Origin of the sequence: Moraxella bovis (assembly GCF_002014975.1) — a bacterium.
Classification (GTDB): domain Bacteria; phylum Pseudomonadota; class Gammaproteobacteria; order Pseudomonadales; family Moraxellaceae; genus Moraxella; species Moraxella bovis.
Genome location: NZ_MUXV01000097.1, coordinates 1 through 2,824 on the forward strand (window position 1 = coordinate 1; position 2,824 = coordinate 2,824).

General features: G+C 35.8%; 5 protein-coding genes. All 5 read left to right on the forward strand.

Annotated elements, in window-relative coordinates; translation table 11 throughout:
- On the forward strand, positions 1–297 hold a 297-nt coding region (locus tag B0182_RS13635; protein ID WP_078275430.1), incomplete at its 5' end, for a hypothetical protein.
- A 4-nt stretch (positions 298–301) separates the two neighbouring features.
- Positions 302–1,276 (forward strand): CHAP domain-containing protein, encoded by a 975-nt coding sequence (locus B0182_RS13640; protein ID WP_078275431.1) that lies wholly within the window; start codon positions 302–304, stop codon positions 1,274–1,276.
- The gene (locus B0182_RS13645; protein WP_078275432.1) at positions 1,263–1,871 is read left to right on the forward strand and encodes a hypothetical protein; all 609 of its coding nucleotides are present in this window, start codon (positions 1,263–1,265) and stop codon (positions 1,869–1,871) included. The genes B0182_RS13640 and B0182_RS13645 overlap by 14 nt, the downstream gene beginning before the upstream one ends.
- A gap of 118 nt (positions 1,872–1,989) precedes the next feature.
- Positions 1,990–2,127 carry a hypothetical protein gene (locus tag B0182_RS14490; protein WP_158079725.1) on the forward strand — a complete coding sequence of 46 codons (138 nt, stop codon included), beginning with the start codon at positions 1,990–1,992 and terminating at the stop codon, positions 2,125–2,127.
- The coding region (locus tag B0182_RS13650) for a T6SS immunity protein Tdi1 domain-containing protein (RefSeq protein ID WP_078275433.1) at positions 2,127–2,824 on the forward strand (698 nt) is incomplete at its 3' end. The genes B0182_RS14490 and B0182_RS13650, both read left to right, overlap by 1 nt.

The window sequence follows — 2,824 nt, forward strand, 5'->3', positions numbered from 1 at the left end:
ATGGAGGGGGGTGAGAGGGTTATTTCTAGGCAGGTATGCTTGCCTGATAATTTACCCATGAAAAATGGGTATCATGTTGCAATGAAAATCCTTGATAATAACACCGAAAAAGCATTTATAAGCAAAGATTACAGGATTCATTCAGAAGAAGGTGTATTAATCCTAAAAGGTTCTGCCAATTCAGATGGTTTGACCGCAATATATAGGCAAGACAGTGATGAGGCTATTTATGCTTATGTAGGAGATGAAGGTCAAGGATGGAGTATTATTCATATTGTTTCAGACGAGGAGGAATGATAATATGTCTACAAAAATTAAATGTATATTTCATGACAGACTAAATAATCCAATCAACAACCTAGAATTCTTCTGTGAATTTTCAGGTGAAGCAGCAATTACTAAGGAAAAATTAAAGCTTGGCACTTCTGATAGAAACGGTATTATACAAATACCTATTGGTCCTGGAAGAATTAGAGAAAATGGTGAGCTTTATATTACCTTTTACATCATAACTGATACCAATCGAGCAAGAAATACTATTCAGTATAAACAGATTGGTGAAAAACAACCTGTCATATTAAATAAAAACAACATTTATAAGATAACAAGTTCTTGGTTAAGAATAAATCTTCCTTTGACACCAGATCGCTCAAAAGAAGATTTAATATTTACGGTAGATGAGGGTTTATATCAGATAACCTACATAAAAAGAACTATTATAAATAATCAGAAGCAAGACAGTGAGGCTAATGTTACTGTCTATTTAAATGATATTCCCAAAAGAATTTTGGATACAGCTTTAAAATATAGAAATAGTACAATTTGGGCTAAGGGTGTTAGCAAAACTTCAGTGCACCCCACATTACAAGGCAATAATACTTATCTTGTTCCAGCTGGAGCATGGAAGTGCAGTCAGTTTGTTAATGATATTTTGATATTAACTGCTCCTGAGTTTGCACCCCCATGGTTAGAAAGAGGAGTGGGTCAATATATTCCAGGCTATACATCCAAGTATGGTCCACCTCTTGCATCGGATTGGGCTGACAAAACAAAATTAACTGCGAGATGGGATTATTTTAGCGCCCCCAAACCTGGAGACATAGGTTCGTATAAGGCTAATTATAGCAACGCCACAGGACACACTGGTTTCGTAATTACGGAAGGGGTAACCATCTCTGCTGGCGAACATAAAATTTTAGTTAATGACGCTGGATTTAGGGATTCAGACAAACATGTATTTGATGCATTTAGGAGGCATAAAAATGTTCAAAGGTAAAATATTGATTTTTGTAACATTGATGTGTATATATTTATTGTTTGCAATTCTAATTTACCCTTTAATTTCTTTTAAAGAGCAAAATGATGTCTATACAACAAGAATGGTTGAGGATTTTTTTGCAAATCAAATTTCTTATTTGGCTCTAGAGAATGAGGTTAGTTCACACTACACCAATCTGAATACAGATACACTTTATGCAAGTATTTATGAGAACCCTATTTATTATAAAAAATCTATATTAGAATTTTTTGAAAAAAAGTCATTTTCTCAAGAACAGCTTGATATTGCATTAGCAGTATCATGCAAAATTCCTCCAAAAAATCAAATAGATTTTTTGGAGAATCTATTGGAAAAATTAGATGTTAATAAAGATAATTTTAAAAAAACAATAGAGAGATACATATATGATTGTGTGGCGAATGGTTTTGCATTTATGCCAACCGGTTCTTATTATTGGAGTTCTGAGTTGAGAGCTAGGTATAAAGTTTTGGCAACCAAATATCCTTTTCTGCAACCTGCAATAGAAAACTTTTTGTCGGGGGCAAGCTTCACATTGCATGCAAAAGAAAAAATTGGCTGGCATTACTCTTAAAGTATCGTATTTTTAATGAGTGGGATAAAAATCCTAAAATTACACCGATAAAAAACAGTCCACGAAATTGAAAAAAATAGCGAAATGTGCAACCGTTGTTTGCTAGCTGTGGAAAAATGTGCCTGATGATGCTACAATACGCCCATCGGACAGAGAGCGTACCCGAGTGGGTGCTATTGATGAAGCCATCAAAGCAATTCCTGAAAGTGAGCGAGCCAACACTCGTATGAATGTTAAACTACAAAGGTGTAAATAATGCAAGCGTTAGAATTAGATGCCAAAAAAGAAGTTGATGAAGCAATAGAGTATTGGCTTGAAGAAGAAAAGGTTGAAATAGAAACAGGTGCCAAACCCACCCAAGCCTTTATCAAGACCTATGGTGATTTTTTTCCAAGACCTTTATGGTATCTTTGGGAACAAATCGGCTTTGCTTGTTTTGATGATGGCGGATTTTGGCTTGTGAATCCTGATGATTATGCTGACCTGCTGGATGAGATTTTAAAACCCACGCCCTTTTATGCCCACGATGATTGGTATGTGCTGGGTAGAACGGCGTTTGGGACTTTGGAAGTAATGGGTCGACATACCACTTCTCGTCTAGGCATCCATTTAGATTATATTCGTATTTTTCCAACCATTAAAGATAATCGCCAATTAACACAAAGAGACCAAGCTATTAGCTCAACCGTAGCTGTCAGTGTTGATGCATACAAAGATAAAAAACTCTATGACAAAAGAGACATCCACCACACCCCTCTCTTTAACCGCTGTCTTGCCAGTTATGGCAAACTCAAAGAAGATGAGATGTATGCCTTTGTACCAGCCATCGCCTTGGGTGGTAAGCAACTTCTGCAAAATGTCCAAAAGGTTAATATCTTTGAATATATTAACTTTATCACGCAGTTAGAACCCTTTGAGATTATGATGGACATTAACAGGGTGGTAGACAATCT